This window comes from Kitasatospora sp. NPDC054939, assembly GCF_053610105.1.
In genome coordinates this window covers 1-19,963 of sequence record NZ_JBSGXP010000161.1, presented here as the reverse complement: position 1 = coordinate 19,963, position 19,963 = coordinate 1, and the positions used below count along the sequence as shown (strand labels likewise).

Here is a 19,963-nt window from a genome sequence, read left to right as displayed (position 1 = left end):
GGGCCGCCCCCGGCGTCCCCCCGCCCGCCCCCCCCCCGTGCCGTCGCCCGGCCGGGCTCAGCCGACCGCCGAGCGGTACTTGCGCACCGACAGCCAGGAGAACACCGCCATGATCAGCACCGACCAGAGCACCGACATCAGCTCGGCGTGCTGCATCGGCCAGACGTCGTCCACCGGCCCGACCTGGTTGCCGAACAGGTTGCGGCAGGCCTGCACGGTGGCGCTGAACGGGTTCCAGTAGGCGATCGCCTGCAGCCAGCCCGGCATCGAGCTGACCGGCACGAAGGCGTTGGACACGAAGGTCAGCGGGAACAGCCAGATCAGACCGGCCGAGGTGGCCGCCTCCGGGCTGCGCACCGACAGGCCGATCAGCGCGCCGATCCAGGAGAACGCGTAGCCGAGCAGGAGCAGCAGCCCGAACGCGGCGAGCGCCTTCGGCAGCCCCTCGTGGATCCGCCAGCCGACCGCCAGCGCCACCAGGGCGAGCACCAGCAGGGTGAACGCGGTCTGCACGAGGTCCGCCAGGGTGCGCCCGACCAGGACGGCCGAGCGGGCCATCGGCAGCGAGCGGAAGCGGTCGACCAGGCCCTTGGTCATGTCCTCGGCGATCCCGGCGGAGGCGCCGGCCACCGCGAAGGTCACCGTCTGGGCGAAGATGCCGGCCATCAGGAACTGCGTGTACGCGTCGGAGCCGGCCTGCGTCCCCGGGATCTGGATCGCGCCGCCCATCACGTACGAGAAGAGCAGCACGAACATCACGGGCTGCATCAGCCCGAAGACCACGATCTCCGGGATGCGGGTCATCCGGCGCAGGTTGCGCTTGGCGACGATCCAGGAGTCGTGCAGGGTGGCGGCCGCGCCGTGGCGCTGGCGGGGGACGGCCCCGCCGATGGCGTGCTCCGTGGCGGTGGTCATCTCAGCGGTCCGTTCCGGCCGCGACGGCCTGCTTGTCGGGATCGTCGTGCCCGTGCCCGTGCCCGTGCCCGCCGTGGCCCCGGCCCCGGTCGGGCCCGGCACCGTTCTCCTCGCCCTCGGCGGCGGTGACGTGGCCGGTCAGCGAGAGGAAGACGTCGTCGAGGGTCGGCCGGCGCAGCCCGATGTCGTCGATCTCGATGGAGCGGGAGTCCAGCTCCCGGATGGCGTCCGCGAGCACCCGGGCGCCGCCGTTGACCGGCACGGTGATCCGGCGGGTGTTGCGCTCCACCGCCGACTCGCCCTTGGCGTACGGCGCGAGGGCGGCGACCGCCCCGGCTATCTCGTCGGCGCGGTGCACCACGACCTCGATCCGCTCGCCGCCGATCTGGGCCTTGAGCTGGTCGGCGGTGCCACGGGCGATGACCCGGCCGTGGTCGACCACGGCGATGTCGTGGGCGAGGCGGTCGGCCTCCTCCAGGTACTGGGTGGTGAGCAGCAGCGTGGTGCCCTGGTCGACGAGGGTCTCGATGACCTCCCAGAGCGCCAGCCGGTTGCGCGGGTCCAGCCCGGTGGTCGGCTCGTCCAGGAACATCACCGGCGGCCGGACGACCAGCGCGGCGGCCAGGTCGAGCCGGCGCCGCATACCGCCGGAGTAGGTCTTGGCGGTGCGGTCCTTGGCGTCGGTGAGGTTGAACCACTCCAGCAGTTCCAGCGCGCGGGCCTTGGAGTCCCGGGCGCTCATCTGGTACAGCTCGCCGACCATCTGCAGGTTCTCGTAGCCGGTGAGGTACTCGTCGACGGCGGCGTACTGGCCGGAGAGCCCGATCAGACTGCGCACCCGGTTCGGGTGCTTGAGGACGTCGACCCCGGCGACCACCGCGTGCCCGGAGTCGGGGCGGAGCAGGGTGGTGAGGACGCGCACGGTGGTGGTCTTGCCCGCACCGTTCGGGCCGAGCAGCCCGAGCACGGTGCCCTCGGGGACGTCGAGACTGACGCCGTCCAGGGCTCGGACGTCCCCGAAGGTCTTCACCAGGTTCTCGGCTTGGATGGCAGGCGCCATGGGCCGCCTCATCTCCTCGGACGAAAGTTGGGTGATCTGTCCCACTCTGCCCCGGAACACGTACTGCGGGCGAGTCGGTTTCCGGGGGCACTCTCGCAGACCCCACTGACAACGGCACCCGATTTCCACCCCTCGGGCACCACGGCCCCCGCACCGCCCGACCCGCCACTGCCAGGCCCGCCACCGCCGCACCCGGGCGGGGCGCCGCCCGCCCGGCTACTGGGAGACCACGTACCCCGCGTCCCGCAGCTCGCCGAGCACCAGCGCGCAGTGCTCCGGCCCCTTGGTCTCCAGGTGCAGGTCGACCTCGACCTCGGTGAGCCCCAGCCGGGGGTCGGTGCGCACGTGCGCCACGTCCAGCACGTTGGCGTCCACCCGGGTCAGCACCCCCAGCAGGTCGGCCAGCGCGCCGGGCTTGTCGGCCAGCCGCACCCGCAGCGAGAGGTAGCGCCCGGCCGCCGCCAGGCCGTGCCGCAGCACCCGCTGCATCAGCTGCGGGTCGATGTTGCCGCCGGACAGCACCGCGACCACCGGGCCCTCGAAGTCCTCCGGGTGCTCCAGCAGGGCGGCGACCGGGCTGGCCCCGGCCGGCTCGACGACCAGCTTGAGCCGCTCCAGGCCCAGCAGCAGGGCGCGCGAGAGCGAGTCCTCGGAGACCGTCCGGACGCCGTCGGCCAGCGTGTTGACCACCTCGAACGGGATGTCCCCGGGCCGCCCGACCATGATCCCGTCCGCCATGGTGGCGAAGTGCTCCAGCGACATCGGCCGCCCGGCCGCCAGCGAGGGCGGGTACGCGGCGGCGCCGGCCGCCTGCACCCCGATCACCCGGACGTCCGGGCGCAGCGGCTTGACCGCCGCGGCGATCCCGGCGAGCAGTCCGCCGCCGCCGACGCCGACCAGGATCGTGCGTACCTCGGGGCACTGCTCCAGGATCTCCAGGCCGACGGTGGCCTGGCCGGTGACCACGTCCCAGTGGTCGAAGGGGTGGATGAAGACCGCGCCGGTGGCGTCCGAGTAGCGCTGCGCGGCCTGCAGCGCCTCGTCCACGGTGCTGCCGTGCAGCCGCACCTCGGCGCCGTACTCGCGGGTGGCGGCGACCTTGGGCAGCGGCGCCGCGACCGGCATGAAGACGGTGGAGCGCACGCCGAGCAGCGAGGCCGCCAGCGCCACGCCCTGCGCGTGGTTGCCGGCGCTGGCCGCGACCACGCCGCCGGCCCGCTGCACCGGCGAGAGGCCCGCGATCCGCACGTACGCCCCGCGCAGTTTGAACGAGCCGGTGCGCTGCAGGTTCTCGCACTTCAGGTGGACGGGTGCGCCGATCAGCGCCGACAGGTACCGGCTGCCCTCCATCGGAGTGACCCGGGCGACCCCGGCGAGCATCTTGTGGGCGCCGCGGACGTCGTCGATGGTGATCGGCCAGCTGTGCATACCGCCAGCCTACGGCGGTGCGGGACCCCGAACGGTGATGTCGGCACGGTTCCCGGCCCGGCCCGGCCCGCGTACCCTGCTGGTTCTGAGCCTCTCTCACCGCACGACGATCGTGAGCCGCGATGACGACGACCTCGCCCCAGGCCACCGACCGAACCGACCCCGTGCACACCCAACTGCACTACCAGCTGGCGGTGTTCGCCCGCCGGATGGAGCAGGTCCGCGGCTCCGGCGGGGTGGGCGCGCTGGACCGCGCCGCCTACCTGCTGCTCGACCGGCTGGAGCGGCACGGACCGTCCAACGTCAAGGCGCTCGCCGACACCCTGGCCATCGACTCCTCCACCGTCACCCGGCAGGTCGCCCCGCTGGTGGCGGCCGGGCTGGTCGGCCGGGTCCAGGACCCGGCCGACCGCCGGGCCGTGCGGCTCGCGCTGACCCCGCTCGGCTGCCGCCGGCTGGCCGACGTCCGCTCCGAGCGGGCCGAGCTGACCCGGCGGCTGGTGGCCGGCTGGCCGCCGGAGGAGCAGCGCGCGTTCTGCGCCCTGCTGGCCCGCTTCAACCACTCGATGGAGTCGTACACCGCGGACCGCACCGGAGACCGGGCCCGGCTGGGCCCGGCCGGCGGGCTGGGCGGGGTCTGACCGCGGGTCCGGCCGCCGCCCGGGCCGGGGACTAACCGAGCGCCTGCTTCAGGTCGGCGAGCAGGTCGTCGATCGACTCTATGCCGACCGAGACGCGCACCAGGTCGGCCGGCACCTCCAGGGCCGAACCGGCCACCGAGGCGTGGGTCATCCGGCCGGGGTGCTCGATCAGCGACTCGACGCCGCCGAGCGACTCGCCGAGGGTGAACAGCTCGGTGCGGTTGCAGACCTCGACCGCCGCCTCCTCGCCGCCGTTGACGCGGAAGGAGACCATGCCGCCGAAGGCCTTCATCTGCTTGGCGGCGATGTCGTGGCCGGGGTGCGAGGACAGGCCCGGGTAGAGCACCTCGCTGACCTTCGGGTGGCCGGCGAGCAGCTCGGCGACCTTCTCGGCGTTGGCGCTGTGGCGGTCCATCCGGACGCCGAGGGTCTTGATGCCGCGCAGCACCAGCCAGGAGTCGAACGGCCCGGCGACGGCGCCCATCGCGTTCTGGTGGTACGCCACCTCCTCGCCCAGGCCCGCCTCGGCGAGCACCAGGGCGCCGCCGACGACGTCCGAGTGGCCGCCCATGTACTTGGTGGTGGAGTGCACGACGGCGTCGGCGCCGAGCGCGATCGGCTGCTGCAGGTACGGGCTGGCGAAGGTGTTGTCGACCACCAGCAGGGCGCCGGCGCCGTGCGCGACCTCGGCGAGCGCGGTCAGGTCGGTGATGCCGAGCAGCGGGTTGGACGGGGTCTCCACCCAGACGGCGCGGGTGTTCGGGCGCAGCGCCTCGCGGACGGAGCCGAGGTCCTGGGTGTTGGCGACGGAGAACTCGACGCCCCAGCGGGTGAGCACCTTGGCGAACAGCCGGAAGGTGCCGCCGTAGGCGTCGTTGGGGATGACGATGTGGTCGCCCGGCTTGAGGATCGTGCGCAGCAGGGTGTCCTCGGCGGCGAGGCCGGAGGCGAAGGCGAGGCCGCGGGCCCCGCCCTCCAGCGCGGCGAGGCACTCCTCCAGCGCGGTGCGGGTCGGGTTGGCGCTGCGGCTGTACTCGTACCCGCCCCGGAGGCCGCCCACCCCGTCCTGCTTGTAGGTGGACACCTGGTAGATCGGCGTGACGACGGCCCCGGTCTGGGGGTCTGCTTCCTGACCCGCGTGGATGGCGAGGGTCTCGAAGCCCTGGGGAAGCTGGTGATCGGTCATGGCATCGAGCGTAGTGCGCAAATGTTGCCAAGCCCTGTCAAAGCGAAGGCCGGACCGAAAGCGCCTGGTCAGCAGCCGAAAAAGGGGGTGCGGACCTGTCCGTCCGGACCGCTAGCATCCTCCCTGCCGTACACACGTTTGCCGTACACACGTTCACCTGCGCCGCACCCCCCGCGGCCCCTCGAAAGGGAATCCGCCATGGGCGCGTCCCCGCCTGCCGCCGACCGTCGACTCCTGGCATGAGCACATCACTGCGGGCCCTGACGGCCGTGGCCATGCTCGCCGGCTTCTACCTGTTCGCCCTCGCCGTCGTCGGCGGCCTGCTCGCCGTCGACATCGCCCTCTACCGGGCCGCCGACGGGATCAGTGCCGGCCTGTTCAAGATCTGGTTCCTCACCGCCGCCGTCGCTTACCCCGTGCTGCGGGTGGTCTTCCTGACCCGCCACCGGCGCGGCGGGGGCGACCTGCCCGGAGTCCCCGTCAGCCGCGCGCAGCAGCCCGACCTCTGGGCCGTCGTCGACCGGATCGCCGAGCAGACCGGGGTCCGCGGTCCGGCCGAGATCCGGCTCGTCCCCGAGGTCAACGCGGGCGTCCGGGAGGACACCCGGCTGCTCGGCCTGGTGCCCGGCAAGCGCCACCTGGTGATCGGCACCCCGCTGCTGGCCGGCCTCACCCGGGGCGAGCTGGAGTCCGTCCTCGCCCACGAGTTCGGCCACTACAGCAACCAGGACGTCCGTCTCGCCGGCGTCACCGTCGCCGGCCGCACCGCGATCCTGCGCGCCATCGGCGGCCTGCACGCCCGCGCCGACCGGCACGAGGCCGACGAGGCCGCGAAGCTGCAGGCCAAGGCCGAGAAGCGGCTCGCCAAGGGCCGCAAGCCCTCCGACGCGGAGGCCACCGGCGGCGTCGACCGGGTGCTGGCCAAGCTCTTCACCCAGTACGCCAAGCTGTACTTCCGGGTCTCCGAGGCGGTCGGCCGCCGCCAGGAGTACGCCGCCGACCGCGTCGCCGCCCGGCTCGCCGGCCGCGACGCCACCGCCGCGGCCCTGCGCCGGATCCCGGTGCTCGACTCGGCCCAGGACTACTACCTCGGCACCTACGCCACCATGGGCTGGGACGCCGGGCTGCTCCCCCCGCCCGGCCAGGTGTACGGCGGCCTCACCCACCTGCTCGCCGACCCGCAGCGCCGCCGGGAGCTGGCCGAGCTCGCCCTCGACCTGCCCGAGCACGAGCCCGACCCGTACGACTCGCACCCGCCGATCGACCGCCGGGTCGCCGCGGTCGAGGCGCTGCCGGACGACGGCCGCGGCGCCGGCGACACCGCGCCCGCCCTGGAGCTGCTGCGCGACGCCGAGCGGGTGCTGACCGAGCTGGAGACCGTCACCCTGATCCCCGAGGCGGCCCGCAAGGAGCGTGTCGAGTGGCCCGAGCTGGTCCACCGCTCGCTGCTCGCCGACTGCCGCGAGGGCACCGCCCCGGTCCGCGGCGCGCTGACCGCCCTCGGCCTGCCGTCCACCGTCGGCGGCGCCCTGGGCGCGGTCGACGCCGGCCGCACCCGCGAGCTGGTCGGGCACCTGCCGCTGAGCGACGAGGCCCGCGCCGCCACCGGCCGCGCCGCCCGCGAGCTGGCCCGGCCGGTCCTGCGCGGCGCGCTCTCCCGGCTCGTCGTGCTCGGCCTGGTCGACGCCGGTCACGCCCGCTGGGAGCTCTCCTGGTCCGGCCCGGCCGTCCTGGACCTGCCGGGCGACCTCGGCGAGCGGCTCGCCCCGGCCCTCGACACGGCCTGCGCCGACGACCCGGACACCGCCCCGCTGCGCGAGCTGCTCGCCCCGTACGGGCTCCCCGCCGCCGCGTCCCCGGTCGTCTGACCGCCGTCCCCGCAGCGACGCCCCCGCACCGAAGCCCCCACCGAAGCCCCCGCACCGGAAGACCCCATGGCCCGTCTGATCGTCATCATCCCGCTGGTCCTGCTGATCGGCTTCAAGCTCTGGACCTGGTACGCCGAGCGGCGGACCGCCCAGCTCCAGGGCGCGGTCGGCGCCGCCCGCGCCGGGGCCGCGAAGCGCAAGGGGCCCGACCCCGTGGCGCTCGGCCTGCCCGCCGAGTCCGAGCTCGACGCCACCCGGATCCGCCCCGACACCCCCGAGGAGGAGGCCGCCCGCACCGCCGCGCTCGTCGGCGACTGGGAGCCCGCCGCCGCCCTGCTGGCCGCCGCCGGCACGGACTGGAACCTGCGCTACCGCCAGGTGGCCGTCCTCGCCGAATGGGCCGCCGAGGACGACGCCTGGCTGAAGGCCTGGCGCACCGCCCGGCCCGGCGACGCCGACCCGGCCGTGGTGCACGCCGACGCGCTGGTCCAGGTCGCCTGGGAGATCCGCAGCAGCAAGCGGGCCCAGTACGTCACCCAGGAGCAGTTCCAGGGCTTCCGCCGGGTGCTGGTCGAGGCCGCGGCGGCCTGCGAGGAGGCCGCCGCCCTCGATCCGGCCGACCCCTCGCCCTGGGTCACCCAGCTCGCCGTCTCGCTCGGCCTCGGCCGCTCCAAGGAGGAGTTCGGGACCTACTGGGCGGAGGTCGTCGCCCGCGCCCCGCACCACTACGGCGCCCACTCCACCGCCCTGCAGTACTGGTGCGCGAAGTGGTACGGCTCGCACGAGGAGATGACCGCCTTCGCCGAGCGCGCCGCCGCCTCGGCCCCGCCCGGGAGCCTGCTCACCGGCCTGCGGCTGCGCGCCGTCGCCGAGCGCGAGCTGGGCGAGGACACGTACCGCAGCTGGATGACCGACGAGGCCCGGGCCGCCGCCGACGCCCTGCTCGCCGAGCTGCGGGACGTCCCCGCGGACGACTTCCGGGTGCCCGCGCAGCGGCACCTGCTCGCCGCCGCGCTGACCCACAACCGCCGCTGGGCCGAGGCCGTCGAGCAGTTCCGCCTGGTCGGGCCGTACATCGACGCGGTGCCGTGGACGTACACCGGCGACCCCGCCGGGGTCTTCGCCGAGATCCGCGACCGCGCGCTCACCGGCTGGGACAAGGCCGGCCGCCCAGCCGCCTGAGGCACCGCCCGCCCGCATCCGCCCGCCACGGCCGCCCCCGGAATCCGGGGGCGGCCGTCCGCGTTGAACCCAGCGCCACCTTCCCGCCTCCGACCAGCAGGAGCAGGCCGTGCTGTTCAACCGCGACAAGTCCACGCTCGTCCCCGCCGACCGGGCCCTCCCCGGCCGCGACGCCCCGGCCTTCGAGCTGCGCGAGCCGCATACCGTGCTGGGCCACCCGCTGACCGGGCCCTACCCGGAGGGGCTGGAGATCGCCGACTTCGGGCTCGGCTGCTTCTGGGGCGCCGAGCGGACCTTCTGGCGGCTGCCCGGCGTCCGGACCACCCTGGTCGGCTACCAGGGCGGCCACACGCCGCACCCCACGTACGAGGAGGTGTGCAGCGGGCTGACCGGCCACACCGAGGCGGTCCGGGTGGTCTTCGACCCGTCCGTGATCACCTACGAGCGGCTGCTCAAGACCTTCTGGGAGGCGCACGACCCGACCCAGGGCAACCGCCAGGGCAACGACGTCGGCACCCAGTACCGCTCGGCCGTGTACACCCACTCCCCCGCCCAGGCCGCCGCCGCGCAGGCCACCCGGGACGCCTTCCAGCCTGCGCTGACCGCCATCGGCCTCGGCCCGATCACCACCGAGATCGCCCCGGCCGGCCCGTTCTACCCGGCCGAGCCGTACCACCAGCAGTACCTGTCCGACGCCAAGAACCCGAACGGCTACTGCGGCCTGGGCGGCACCGGCGCCTCCTGCCCGATCGGCGTCGCCCGCACCGGGGCCTGACCGCCCCTGCGCCCGCCCGCCGGCGGGCGCAGACTGGAAGGACCAGCAGGACGGGCCCGCCCGCGGTCCGGCGGGCGGGCCCGTGGCCCGAGGAGCAGTCATGGCCGGTCTCTTGCGCAGGAACTTCGACGAGGACGCCGAGGAGGTCCGCCCCTTCGAGGGCGGTAAGGGGGAGCTCCGGCTGGTCAACATGGCCGGCGGCCCGGTCGGCCGGGCGGTCTTCCAGCCGGGCTGGCGGTGGTCCGAGCACATCAAGCCGATCGCCGGCACCGACAGCTGCCAGGCCTCGCACATGGGGTACGTGGTCTCCGGCCGGATGAAGGTCGTCATGGACGACGGCGAGGAGACCGAGTTCGGCGCCGGTGACTTCATGGTCTGTGCGCCGGGCCACGACGCCTGGGTGCTCGGCGACGAGCCCTGCGTCGCACTCGACTGGCAGGGCTTCGCCGACTACGCCAAGCGCTGAGCCCCCGCGACCGGCCCCGATCCGGCGGCCCGCCGGACCTCGTGCTGGAAGCAGCCGAAGCGCAGCGCCCGGACGTGCACCACGGCCACCTCGGGGTCGGCCAGCAGGTCGGCGGCGGCCCGCTCGGCGGCCTCCGCCTCCACCGGCACCCCGCCGAGGATGCGGCCCCGGGCGTCGTAGGCGCGCAGCACCCGCTGACCGGTGTGGAAGCCGGGCGGCCAGCCCGGTCCGGCGCCCGCGCACGCCTCGGCGTGCACGAAGACCGGCCCGGTCTCGTCGTACGGGCCCGGGTCGGCGCCGTGCTCGGCGGCCCAGCGGCGCAGCGGCGCGTAGCCGAGCAGGGCGATCCGGTCGCCGGGGGCGGCCGGGGTGAGGCAGCAGCGCAGCGGGGCGCCGCCGGTCGCGTCCACCGAGAGCACCGGCGGGTGTCCGTTGTCGTCGCGCTCGCGCAGGCGGGCGAGGACGTCCGGGTCGATCGGCCGGACGTCGAGGGCGGTCGTGGTCGTCGTCATGCCGTCCAGCCTGCCGCCGCGCCGCCGCCGGGACCGGCGGGTTCCGGACGTCGCGTTCCGCGCCGGCCCGCTCGGACCGCGGCCGGCCCGCTCAGATCGCGCTGCCGGCCTTCCAGGCGGCCCAGGTCAGGTTCCAGCCGTTGAGGCCGTTGGACGGCTCGACGGTGCGGTCGCCGGAGTTCACGACCTCGACCACGTCGCCGACCATGCAGCTCCGGTAGAAGCGGGCGCCGTCGGTCGAGGCGTCCTGGCCGCCCTTGACGTCGCGCAGTCCGATGCAGCCGTGGCTGGTGTTCGCGCTGCCGAAGGTCCCGGCCGGCGACCAGTAGTTGCCGTGGATGAAGGTGCCCGAGGTGGTGAGCCGCTGGGCGTGCGGCACGTCCGGGATGTCGTACTCGCTGCCGAGGCCGACGGTCTGCGAGTTCATCCGGGTCTGCGGGTACTGCTCGGAGATCACCATCCTGCCGCCCCAGGTGCGGTGCTCGGGGGAGCCGCCGGAGATCGGGTAGACGGCGGTGACCTGGCCGTCGGTGGTGACCGTGAGCTTCTTGGTGCCGAGGTCGGCGACCGCGGTCTGGGCGCGGCCGACGGTGAAGCGGACGTCCTTGGACTGGGTGCCGTAGACGCCCTTGGCGCCCTCCACGTCCTTGAGCCGCAGCTTGAGGGTGACCCGGGTGCCCTTGGCCCAGTACTCCTGCGGCCGGAAGTCGAGGCGGGTGCTGGAGAACCAGTGCCCGACGATCTCGACGCCCGGCTCGGCTATGACGGTGATCGCCTGCTGGACGGCCTTGCGGTCGGTGACCGGCTTGCTGAAGTTGATCGAGACGGGCATGCCGACGCCGACCGTGGAGCCGTCCTCGGGGGTGAAGTAGCCGACGAAGGTGTTGGCCGGGGTGGCGGTGGTGAAGGAGGTGTCGGCGTCCGCCTCCAGCCGGTCCTTGTCCACGGCGACGGCGGAGACGGTGTACCTGGTGCCGCTGGCCGGGGCGGCGGCGGAGGTCCAGGTGGTGGCGTCGGCGGAGAGCTCCCCGGCGAGCGCCTTGCCGGTCGCGTCGGCGACCCGGACGGTGGTGAGGGTGCCGCCCCCGACGGAGACCCGGACCGGCTCGCTGAAGCTGGCGCCGGTGGCGCCGTCGGCGGGGGTCACGGTGATCACGGCGACCGAGGTCTTCGGCGAGCCGCTGCCCGAGGCGCCGGCGCCACCCGTCCCGCCGGAGCCGGTGCCGGAGGAGCCCGCGGAGCCGCCCTTGTCGTCGGTGCAGGCCGCCATCAGCAGGACCGGCGCCCCGATCAGTCCGGCCAGCACGCCGCGTCGGCTCCAGTTGCCCCCGGCCGTGCGCCGCTGCCGCTGCCCGTCCTGTGCCGCCACGTCGGTTCTCCCTGCTGATCAATTCCGGGCATTACGGATATAGAAACGCAATCCACCCCTTCACGGTTCCACCACCAACGGGATCAGATCGTATGAGAGCACTTTGGATACCGCCAAATATGGACAAAGCCCCCGGTCCGCACGGGGCGGGCCGGGGGCTGCGCGCACACCCCGCGGGTGCTCGCGTCACCGGGGTCTCACTCGGCGGTCTCGTCCACCGTGTACTCGTCCCAGCCCTCGCCCTCGGGGTCGAACTCGGTCTGCGCGGACTCCCAGGTGGCCGAGGCGAGCTCGACGCCCGGCACGTCGCCGAGCAGGGCGACCGGGTCGATGAAGTGGGCGAGGGAGCCGGAGGGGTCCACCTCGATGGCCTCGACGGACTGCGCGCGCTCCTCGTCGTCGAGGTACTCGTCGCCGGTCACCTGCTGCAGGGCCGCCGCCTTGAGGGCCTGCTCGTCGGTGATCTCGGCGATGAGCTCGATGCTGAGCCGGACGTAGCGCGGGGCGTCCTGGCCGGTCGTGTCAGTGCTGGTCATGCGTGCGAGGGTACGGGAAACGGGAGGGGCCGGCCCCTCCGAGGAGGGACCGGCCCGTCCGTGCTCCGCCGTGCTCCCCCACCCGGGAGCCGCGGAGCCGCGCCGGACGGCGCGATGGGTGCCGCGGGAGCCGCCGCACCCTGTGGACCGGCCGGGGCCGGACAGGGGCGGGACGACGGCGTCCCCCACGGGCGGACACGGAGGGCCGGGTCAGGCCGACCGACGTGTCCGGGACGACCGCGGTCGCCGGGGAGCCGCTCCCGGTCGGTCGCCGTCGTCCGGCTCGGCGTCTTGCCGTGCACCCAACGATGCCCCAGCCGTGTTAACCACGTGCTGCACGGAGGTGACGCCGGTGTACCACTTCACCCGCGGACGAACCCTCAGCCCGCCCGCCGGCCGGACCCGCTGACCGGACCTCAGTGGCCGGTGCGGCTCGTGAGGAAGCCCAGCAGGTCCTGGCGGGTGACGATGCCCTGCGGCTTGCCCTCCACCAGCACCACCGCGGCGTCGGCCTTCTCCAGCACGGTCATCAGGTTGGTGACCGTCTCGCCCGAGCCGACCACCGGCAGCGGCTTGGACATCACCTTGTCGAGCGTGTCGGTGAGCTGGATCTCGTTCGAGAAGACGCCCTCCAGCAGCAGCTTCTCGACCACCGAGCCGATCACCTCGCCCGCCATGATGTCCGGGTGCCCGGCCCCCGGGGAGACCACCGGCATCTGCGAGACGCCGTACTCGCGCAGCACCCGGACCGCCTCGGCGACCGTCTCGTTGGGGTGCATGTGGACGAACTGCGGGATGCCCTCGTGCTCGATGGCGTCCTTGCGGGCCAGCACCTCGCCGATGTGGGCCTCGTCGGTGGCGGAGGGCAGGAAGCCGTAGTCGGCCATCCAGTCGTCGTTGAAGATCTTCGACAGGTAGCCGCGGCCGCCGTCCGGCAGCAGCACCACGACCACGTCGTCCGGCCCGAGCTCGCGGGCGACCTCCAGGGCGGCCACCACGGCCATCCCGCAGGAGCCGCCGACCAGCAGGCCCTCCTCCTTGGCCAGGCGGCGGGTCATCTGGAAGGAGTCCTTGTCGGAGACCGCGACGATCCGGTCCGCGACGTCGCGGTCGTAGGCGGTCGGCCAGAAGTCCTCACCGACGCCCTCGACCAGGTACGGCCGGCCGGTGCCGCCCGAGTAGACCGAGCCCTCCGGGTCCGCGCCGACGACCTGGACCTTCCCGCCGGAGGCCTCCTTCAGGTAGTTGCCGGTGCCGGAGATGGTGCCGCCGGTGCCGACGCCCGCGACGAAGTGGGTGATCCGCCCCTCGGTCTGCTCCCAGAGCTCCGGACCGGTGGAGTAGTAGTGCGAGGCCGGGTTGTCCGGGTTGGAGTACTGGTCCGGCTTCCAGGCGTTCGGGGTCTCGCGGACCAGCCGGTCCGAGACGTTGTAGTACGAGTCCGGGTGCTCCGGGGCGACGGCGGTCGGACAGACGACCACCTCGGCGCCGTACGCGCGCAGCGTGTTGATCTTGTCCGTGGACACCTTGTCCGGACAGACGAAGATGCACTTGTAGCCCTTCTGCTGGGCCACGATCGCGAGGCCGACGCCGGTGTTGCCCGAGGTCGGCTCGACGATGGTGCCGCCCGGCTTCAGCGCGCCCGAGGCCTCGGCGGCCTCGATCATGCGCATCGCGATCCGGTCCTTCACCGAGCCGCCGGGGTTGAAGTACTCGACCTTCGCCAGCACGGTCGCGCTGATGCCCTCGGTGACCTTGTTCAGCTTGACCAGCGGCGTGTTGCCGACCAGGTCGATGATCGAGTTGTGGTACCGCACGGGGGTCCTCCCGGTCTGTGGGCATGCGAGTGCTTATCGGTGCTGCAAGCCTAGGGCGTGTCGGGTGGGGCCGGGCGGATCGGGCCGCGGCGCCGGGACACGGGCGTCCCGCGACGGTCGGTGCGGGCCGCCGGCCGCACGCGGTGACCCCGGATGGCGCACGCCCGCCGATAGCACACAGGTCCGGACGGGTACTAGGGGTGTGCAGGCCCGTGCGGCCCCGACGGGGGGCGCCGGAACGAGGACGTGCGGACGCGAAGGGGGCCCGGATGGCAGGGGCACAGGAGTCGCGGGCCCGGGTGGCCCGCCGGATCGCCACCGCCGCCGCCTACGGGGGCGGCGGGCTCGGCCTGCTGGGCGTCGGCCTGGCGGGCGTCCTGCTCACCGAGAGCAGGCTGGCCATCCAGGCCATCGGCATCCTCGACGGCGACCCGCCCAAGGCGGACGGCGTGTACGGGGAGGCGTTCACCGATGCCGGGGCGGGGCCGCAGGCGCCGCTGGTGCTGGCCTTCCTGGGCGACTCCACCGCCGCCGGCCTGGGCGTGCTGCGGGCCCGCGAGACGCCGGGGGCGCTGCTCGCCGCCGGGCTGGCCTCGGTGGCCGAGCGGCCGGTCCGGCTGGTGAACGTGGCGTTCTCCGGCGGGCGCTCGACGGACCTCTCCGGGCAGCTGGAGCTGGCCCTGCCGCACCGCCCCGACATCGCGGTGATCATGGTGGGGGCCAATGACGTCACCCGGCACAGCCCGGCGCAGGTCGCCGTCCGCCAGCTCGGCGAGGCGGTGGCGGCGCTGCGGGCCAACGGCTGCGAGGTGGTCGTCGGCACCTGCCCGGACCTGGGCACCATCAAGCCGGTCCGCCCGCCGCTGCGCTGGGTGGCGCGGCGGCTGAGCCGGCAGCTGGCCGCCGCGCAGACCATCGCGGTGGTCGAGGCGGGCGGCCGGACGGTCTCGCTGGGCTCGCTGCTCGGTCCGGAGTTCGCGGCGCGGCCGGAGATGTTCGCCTCGGACCGCTACCACCCCTCCGCCCAGGGCTACGCGACCGCCGCGATGGCCGTCCTGCCCTCGGTCTGCGCGGCGCTCGACCTGTGGCCGGCCGACGACCGGCCGGTCGAGCGGCCGGTCGCCGGGCTGCCGGGCGAACCGCCGCCGGGCGGCGCGGTGCTGCCGGTGGCGGTGGCCGCCGCCGCGGCGGCCGGGCGCTCGGGCACCGAGGTGGCGGCGGTCGGCGACGCCTCCGCGGTACGGCGCTGGGCGCTGCTGCGGCACCGCTTGCGGCTGGGCCTGCCGGGTACCTGGTCGGAGGAGGCACCGCGCGGTCCCGGCGGTCCGCGCGACCCCGGGAGCACGTCGGCCACCTCACACGCCGGGGCGGGTGACGCCTGAGCTACCAGACGGTAACTTTCCTCCGGGGCGTCCCGCCGGCCGAGCGCCGCCGGACACCGCCCGGTCGCCCGAAGGTCACTCAGCGAGGAGCCCGCCATGCCCGAAGCCGTCATCGTCAGCGCCGCCCGTTCGCCGATCGGCCGGGCGTTCAAGGGCTCGCTCAAGGACGTTCGCCCGGACGACCTGACCGCGCAGATCATCGCCGCCGCACTGGCCAAGGTCCCGCAGCTCGACCCGCGCCAGATCGACGACCTGATGCTCGGCTGCGGCCTGCCGGGCGGCGAGCAGGGCCACAACCTGGCCCGCATCGTGGCCGTCCAGATGGGCATGGACTACCTGCCGGGCGCCACCATCACCCGCTACTGCTCCTCCTCGCTGCAGACGACCCGGATGGCACTGCACGCGATCAAGGCCGGCGAGGGCGACATCTTCGTCTCGGCGGGCGTGGAGACCGTCTCGCGCAGCATCAACGGCACCTCGGACGGCATCCCGGGCACCACCAACCCGCTCTTCGACGACGCCCAGGCCCGCACCGCCAAGCGCGCCGCGGAGGGCGGCGGCGAGTGGCACGACCCGCGCGAGGACGGCCTGGCGCCGGACGCCTACATCGCGATGGGCCAGACCGCCGAGAACCTCGCCGCGCTCAAGGGCGTCACCCGCGCCGAGCAGGACGAGTTCGGCGTCCGCTCGCAGAACCTCGCCGAGGCCGCGATCGAGTCCGGCTTCTGGGCCCGCGAGATCACCCCGGTCACCACCCCCGACGGCACCGTGGTGAGCAAGGACGACGGCCCGCGCGCCGGCGTCACGCTGGAGGCCGTCCAGGGCCTGAAGCCGGTGTTCCGTCCGGACGGCACCGTCACCGCGGGCAACTGCTGCCCGCTCAACGACGGCGCCGCCGCGCTGGTCGTCATGTCCGACACCAAGGCCCGCGAGCTCGGCATCACCCCGCTCGCCCGGGTCGTCTCCACCGGCGTCAGCGGCCTCTCCCCCGAGATCATGGGCTACGGCCCGGTCGAGGCCTCGAAGCAGGCGCTGCGCCGCGCCGGGCTGACCATCGACGACATCGACCTGGTCGAGATCAACGAGGCCTTCGCCGCGCAGGTCATCCCGTCCTACCGCGACCTGGGCGTCGACCTGGACAAGCTGAACGTCAACGGCGGCGCCATCGCGATCGGCCACCCCTTCGGCATGACCGGCGCGCGGATCACCACCACCCTGATCAACTCCCTGCAGTGGCACGACAAGCAGTTCGGTCTGGAGACCATGTGCGTCGGCGGCGGCCAGGGCATGGCGATGGTCATCGAGCGCCTCAGCTGACCCCCCGCGTCACCGGGCGGTCCAGACCACCCGTTTGGAGTCACCCAGAGTAATTGAGGGCCGGATCACACCGAGAGGTCGGTCCGGCCCTCGTTCCTGTCATTTTCGAGCCGGAAATCGACACTCCGGAACGGATCAACTCCGCTGCGTAGAACGGTGTTACCTAACAATTTGGGGACAAGGGCGAAAGTCACGGACAAATTAGACATTCGCCACTGCGGTAACAGCCCCCCATGCGGCAGTGTGGAGACGTAACCCCGTTCCACTCCTCCCTAGGAGTACGTTCCGTGAGCGCCGTCTACACCCTGCTGCTGCTGATCCTGATCGCCGTGTCGACCGCCCTGCTGCTCCACCTCAGGGGACTCTCCCGCCGACTGGACGCGCAGGCCGCGGCCGAGCCCGCCGCCGTCGACGAGGCCGCGATACGCCGCGCCGTCACCGACGCCCTGGCCGCCGACCGCGAGCGCGAGATCACCGAGGCCCGGGCGTTCTGGGCCGAGCAGGAGGCCCGCGCGGCCGAGGACGCGCCGCTGTTCGACTCCCCCTACGGCGCCGTGCTCGGCGGCACCGACGAGTGGCCGCTCTTCTTCCCCCGCCCGGTCGGCCCGCACGAGGCCGCCGACAACGCCGGCACCATGGACCCGGAGTTCGGCGAGGCGCTGCGCTCCGCCCTGGAGGACCTGATCACCGACGGCGGCACGCCCGCCGCCCCCGGCACCGACGGCGGCGCCCCGCTGCGGCCCGGCCACCCGGCCGGCGCCGCGCCCGCCGAGGGCGGCCACGACGCCCGCGCCCGCCGCGAGGCCGACCTGCTGGCCACCGGCCTGGAGTCCGGGCTGCTGGACACCGAGCCCGCCGCCGACGCCCCGGTGGCCGCGCCCGACCCGCGCCGCCACCCCTCGCACCCCGACTTCGTGCCGAGCCAGGCGCCGTCCCGCGAGTGGACCGACACCCGGCTGACCACGCTCGCCGAGGAGGGCACCGCCCTGGTCGACGTCCGGCCCGGCCCGCTCGGCACCCTGGACGTCTACGCCTTCGCCGACGGCACCACGCTCTGCGTCGCCCCCGGCGACCGGGAGGCCGCGTACCGGCTGATCGACGCGGTGCGGGCCGGCGAGGACGTCCGGCTGCTCGGCGGCTCGCGCTTCTCGGGCTCGTACTCGCTGACCTTCTCCACCGGCGACGACGCCGTCTACGTGCTCGCCGACCGGGTGGTCGCCAGCATCTGACTGCGGCAGCCGCCGCCCGCCGCAGCAGCACGAAGGCCGATCGGATCCCGGGGTTGACGATCCGATCGGCCTTCGGCGTGTCCGGGGCCGGGCGGGTTGCGGCGGTCCGGCCACGAGGCCGGGGGGCTCGGGGCGCCCGGCGGGCTCAGCGGCAGAGCGCGGCCGTCCCGGCCACCTCGTCCAGCGCCTCGGCGAGCAGCGCCGCCGGGTCCGCCTGCGCCCCGGCGGGCAGGGCGCCCAGCGGCTGCACGAGGGCCACCGCGGCCCCGGCGGGCAGGGCGGCCAGCGCCACCGCGAGGTCGTGCCCGGCCACCGCCAGCTGGTCGCCCACGGCGAAGGCCCCGGCGTCCGGGAACGCCCGCACCGCCGACCCCTCCGCCGTCTGCGCGGCCGCGGCCAGCCGGCCGGCCAGGGCGTGCCCGGCGGCGGCCCGGGAGGGGTGGCCCGGCACCGCGCCGAGCAGCCGGTTCTGCGGCATCGAGCGGAACCGGTCCGCCAGCCCGTCGACGGCCTCGACCAGGGAGTTCACGGAAGACATGGCAGGAGCCTACGGCGTGCGCGCACACGAAAGCCGCCGGGCCCCGGAGCGGGTGGCTCCGGGGCCCGGCGGCAGTGTGCCGAGGGCGGCGCCGATCAGTCGTCGCCGCGCAGGATCGCGATCAGCCGCAGCATCTCGACGTAGATCCAGACCAGCGAGACGGTGAGCCCGAAGGCGGCCCGCCAGGCCTCCTTCTGCGGCGCGCCGTAGCGGACGGCCTCGTCGATCGAGGCGAAGTCCAGGGTGAGGAAGAACGCGCCGAGGGCGATGCCGATCAGGCCGACCACGATGCCCAGCGGACCGGAGCGCAGGCCCAGGTCGGCGCCCATCAGGCTCGCCGCGAGGTTCACCATCATCAGGATGAAGAAGCCCATCGCGATGGTGGAGCCGATCCGCACGAAGCGGGAGCTGAGCCGGATGCGGCCCGACTTGTAGGCGATCAGGGTCGCCGCGAAGACGGCGGCGGTGCCCAGCACGGCCTGGACGGCGATGCCCGGCCACATCGTCTCGAACAGCTTGGTGAAGGCGCCGAGCGCGAAGCCCTCCAGGGCCGCGTACAGCAGGATCAGCGGCGGGCTGACGCTGCGCTTGAAGGCCACTACGAAGTAGACGGCCAGCGCCGCGAGGCCGGCGCCGACGGCCACCCCGTAGTTGGAGAACGGCAGCGCGATCCACGCCACCGCGCCGCCGGCGACGAGAGTGAGCAGGGTCATCGCGGTGCGCGCGACGACGTCGTCCAGCGTCATCCGCCCGGTCGCCGCCGGACCGGCCGAGGGCGACCGGTACATCTCGACGAGCTGGTCGTCGGTCAGCGGGCCCTGGGCCTGCGGCTGCTGGGCGTACGGGTTGTTGCCGTACGGGTTGTTCGCGTAGGGGTTGGCGGCCTGCTGGCCGCCGACCGGCTGGGCCTGCTGCTGCGACCCGAACCCCGCGTAACCGGCGTCGCGGGTGAAGGACCCGTCCCGCGAGAAGACCGGGTTGCTGCTTCTCATTGCTCATTCCCTCCGTGGCGGCACTGCACCGCCCCGCACCAGGGTAATGGGTTGGCAAAAGAAGCGGCATCCGCCGCGAGGAGGATCTACACCGGGAAGCCCGGCGGGGGCACCCGCCGGACGCCCCGTGACGGCCGACGGGGTCGGTGCGTCGGGTGGTGCCCGGAGCCGGACTCGAACCGGCACGGCCTCACGGCCAAGCAGTTTTAAGCTGCCCGTGTCTGCGTTCCACCATCCGGGCGTACTGCGACATGACCCGGCCCGCCGGCCGGGGTGCTGCGACCCGGCGCGGGCCACCCCTGAGCCTAGTCGCCCGCCTCCCCCTTTCGCATGTTCCCAGCCTGGGAAGTTGTCATGTTTCCTTGCCATCTGACGAACCGTTCGTGATCCGGCCATCACAGGCGTGCGATCCGGCCACCCCCACCTCGGTGACGACCCGGGGTACTACCGCAGGAGGAGAACCGCCGGCGGCGCGTACCTCCAAGGGCGGTCGGGCCAACCGTCCGGCGGAGCGACGACCCGGCGGCGGGGCCGGCGAGAGCATGGTCGTACGGCCGGTGCCCTCGGGGCGCCGGCCGCTCGGGCGCCCGACCGCCGGCCGCGCCCGGTCCGCGAACCCGAAGGAGCGCCCCCGTGACCACGCCGACCCCCACCGCCGTCCGCACCGGTCGGGCCGCCGCCCGCGCCACCGGCCTGAGCAAGGTCTACGGGGAGGGGGAGACCCGCGTCGTCGCCCTCGACAACGTCAGC

Annotated in this window: 18 protein-coding genes, 1 tRNA gene and 1 pseudogene; 9 read left to right on the top strand and 11 right to left on the bottom strand. The window is 74.2% G+C overall.

Annotated features, from left to right (window positions below; translation table 11 throughout):
* Positions 1–57: 57 nt before the first annotated feature.
* The 3 genes from ACWGB8_RS32440 to ilvA all read right to left on the bottom strand — a co-directional run bounded on the left by ACWGB8_RS32440 (position 58) and on the right by ilvA (position 3,403).
* Positions 58–915, bottom strand: a complete 858-nt coding sequence (locus tag ACWGB8_RS32440) for an ABC transporter permease (RefSeq protein WP_452217208.1) — start codon at positions 913–915, stop codon at positions 58–60.
* A gap of 1 nt (position 916) precedes the next feature.
* Positions 917–1,975 carry an ATP-binding cassette domain-containing protein gene (locus ACWGB8_RS32435; RefSeq protein ID WP_452217207.1) on the bottom strand — a complete coding sequence of 353 codons (1,059 nt, stop codon included), beginning with the start codon at positions 1,973–1,975 and terminating at the stop codon, positions 917–919.
* 216 nt (positions 1,976–2,191) lie between these two features.
* Positions 2,192–3,403, bottom strand: coding sequence for a threonine ammonia-lyase (gene ilvA, locus ACWGB8_RS32430; RefSeq protein ID WP_452217206.1), 1,212 nt, complete (start codon positions 3,401–3,403; stop codon positions 2,192–2,194).
* Between the two features lie 122 nt (positions 3,404–3,525).
* Between ilvA and ACWGB8_RS32425 the strand changes: the two genes are divergently transcribed.
* Entirely contained in the window at positions 3,526–4,044 is a 519-nt protein-coding gene (locus ACWGB8_RS32425) for a MarR family winged helix-turn-helix transcriptional regulator (protein WP_452217205.1), read from the top strand.
* Positions 4,045–4,075: 31 nt separating this feature from the next.
* On the opposite strand, the gene ACWGB8_RS32420 is transcribed toward ACWGB8_RS32425, so the two are convergent.
* Entirely contained in the window at positions 4,076–5,230 is a 1,155-nt protein-coding gene (locus ACWGB8_RS32420) for a cystathionine gamma-synthase (protein WP_452217204.1), read from the bottom strand.
* 239 nt (positions 5,231–5,469) lie between these two features.
* On the opposite strand from ACWGB8_RS32420, the gene ACWGB8_RS32415 reads away from it, so the two are divergent.
* The 4 genes from ACWGB8_RS32415 (at position 5,470) to ACWGB8_RS32400 (ending at position 9,521) form a co-directional block, all read left to right on the top strand.
* Complete coding sequence (locus ACWGB8_RS32415) at positions 5,470–7,098, top strand: M48 family metalloprotease (protein WP_452217203.1); 1,629 nt, start codon at positions 5,470–5,472, stop codon at positions 7,096–7,098.
* A 66-nt stretch (positions 7,099–7,164) separates the two neighbouring features.
* Entirely contained in the window at positions 7,165–8,280 is a 1,116-nt protein-coding gene (locus ACWGB8_RS32410) for a hypothetical protein (protein WP_452217202.1), read from the top strand.
* Between the two features lie 109 nt (positions 8,281–8,389).
* Entirely contained in the window at positions 8,390–9,055 is a 666-nt protein-coding gene (msrA, locus tag ACWGB8_RS32405; protein ID WP_452217201.1) for a peptide-methionine (S)-S-oxide reductase MsrA, read from the top strand.
* 100 nt (positions 9,056–9,155) lie between these two features.
* Positions 9,156–9,521 carry a cupin domain-containing protein gene (locus ACWGB8_RS32400; RefSeq protein ID WP_452217200.1) on the top strand — a complete coding sequence of 122 codons (366 nt, stop codon included), beginning with the start codon at positions 9,156–9,158 and terminating at the stop codon, positions 9,519–9,521.
* Here ACWGB8_RS32400 and ACWGB8_RS32395 read toward each other — a convergent pair.
* The 4 genes from ACWGB8_RS32395 to ACWGB8_RS32380 form a co-directional block, all read right to left on the bottom strand.
* Positions 9,506–10,033, bottom strand: coding sequence for a DUF1203 domain-containing protein (locus ACWGB8_RS32395; RefSeq protein WP_452217199.1), 528 nt, complete (start codon positions 10,031–10,033; stop codon positions 9,506–9,508). The genes ACWGB8_RS32400 and ACWGB8_RS32395 overlap by 16 nt on opposite strands.
* Positions 10,034–10,124: 91 nt before the next feature.
* Entirely contained in the window at positions 10,125–11,303 is a 1,179-nt protein-coding gene (locus tag ACWGB8_RS32390) for a L,D-transpeptidase (protein ID WP_452217209.1), read from the bottom strand.
* 296 nt (positions 11,304–11,599) lie between these two features.
* On the bottom strand, positions 11,600–11,938 hold the full coding sequence (locus ACWGB8_RS32385; RefSeq protein WP_452217198.1) for a hypothetical protein: 339 nt from the start codon (positions 11,936–11,938) through the stop codon (positions 11,600–11,602).
* Between the two features lie 416 nt (positions 11,939–12,354).
* A complete protein-coding gene (locus tag ACWGB8_RS32380; protein ID WP_452217197.1) occupies positions 12,355–13,755 on the bottom strand; it encodes a cystathionine beta-synthase in 1,401 nt (466 codons plus the stop codon).
* A gap of 269 nt (positions 13,756–14,024) precedes the next feature.
* On the opposite strand from ACWGB8_RS32380, the gene ACWGB8_RS32375 reads away from it, so the two are divergent.
* The 3 genes from ACWGB8_RS32375 (at position 14,025) to ACWGB8_RS32365 (ending at position 17,683) form a co-directional block, all read left to right on the top strand.
* On the top strand, positions 14,025–15,137 hold the full coding sequence (locus ACWGB8_RS32375) for an SGNH/GDSL hydrolase family protein (RefSeq protein ID WP_452217196.1): 1,113 nt from the start codon (positions 14,025–14,027) through the stop codon (positions 15,135–15,137).
* 96 nt (positions 15,138–15,233) lie between these two features.
* Positions 15,234–16,454 carry an acetyl-CoA C-acetyltransferase gene (locus ACWGB8_RS32370; protein ID WP_452217195.1) on the top strand — a complete coding sequence of 407 codons (1,221 nt, stop codon included), beginning with the start codon at positions 15,234–15,236 and terminating at the stop codon, positions 16,452–16,454.
* Between the two features lie 287 nt (positions 16,455–16,741).
* Positions 16,742–17,683, top strand: coding sequence for a hypothetical protein (locus ACWGB8_RS32365; protein ID WP_452217194.1), 942 nt, complete (start codon positions 16,742–16,744; stop codon positions 17,681–17,683).
* Between the two features lie 145 nt (positions 17,684–17,828).
* On the opposite strand, the gene ACWGB8_RS32360 is transcribed toward ACWGB8_RS32365, so the two are convergent.
* From ACWGB8_RS32360 to ACWGB8_RS32350, 3 genes are all read right to left on the bottom strand, one after another.
* On the bottom strand, positions 17,829–18,221 hold the full coding sequence (locus ACWGB8_RS32360) for a hypothetical protein (protein ID WP_452217193.1): 393 nt from the start codon (positions 18,219–18,221) through the stop codon (positions 17,829–17,831).
* A gap of 95 nt (positions 18,222–18,316) precedes the next feature.
* A complete protein-coding gene (locus ACWGB8_RS32355) occupies positions 18,317–19,213 on the bottom strand; it encodes a Bax inhibitor-1/YccA family protein (RefSeq protein ID WP_452217192.1) in 897 nt (298 codons plus the stop codon).
* A gap of 156 nt (positions 19,214–19,369) precedes the next feature.
* Positions 19,370–19,454, bottom strand: a tRNA-Leu gene (locus tag ACWGB8_RS32350).
* A 398-nt stretch (positions 19,455–19,852) separates the two neighbouring features.
* Between ACWGB8_RS32350 and ACWGB8_RS32345 the strand changes: the two are divergent.
* Positions 19,853–19,963: pseudogene (locus ACWGB8_RS32345) on the top strand (ABC transporter ATP-binding protein); the annotation flags it as partial.